This window comes from Corallococcus terminator, assembly GCF_003611635.1.
Taxonomy (GTDB): Bacteria; Myxococcota; Myxococcia; order Myxococcales; family Myxococcaceae; genus Corallococcus; species Corallococcus terminator.
The window spans coordinates 1-410 of sequence record NZ_RAVZ01000844.1 but is presented as its reverse complement, the minus strand read 5'-3'; the positions used below and the strand labels follow the sequence as shown (position 1 = coordinate 410).

Here is a 410-nt window from a genome sequence, read left to right as displayed (position 1 = left end):
AGTCTAATGGCCGTAAGGTGGATTACTCTACCTTCCTACAAGAGGTCAATAACGACCAGGTTCGTGAAGCGCGTATCAACGGACGTGAAATCAACGTTACCAAGAAAGATAGTAACCGTTATACCACTTACATTCCGGTTCAGGATCCGAAATTACTGGATAACCTGTTGACCAAGAACGTCAAGGTTGTCGGTGAACCGCCTGAAGAACCAAGCCTGCTGGCTTCTATCTTCATCTCCTGGTTCCCGATGCTGTTGCTGATTGGTGTCTGGATCTTCTTCATGCGTCAAATGCAAGGCGGCGGTGGCAAAGGTGCCATGTCGTTTGGTAAGAGCAAAGCGCGCATGCTGACTGAAGATCAGATCAAAACGACCTTTGCTGACGTTGCGGGCTGCGACGAAGCAAAAGAA

At 48.8% G+C, this 410-nt stretch carries 1 protein-coding gene; it reads left to right on the top strand.

Annotation, left to right across the window (positions count from 1 at the left end; genetic code table 11):
- A partial coding sequence (locus D7V88_RS42415) for an ATP-dependent metallopeptidase FtsH/Yme1/Tma family protein (RefSeq protein WP_208726812.1) occupies nucleotides 1-410 on the top strand: 410 nt, incomplete at both ends.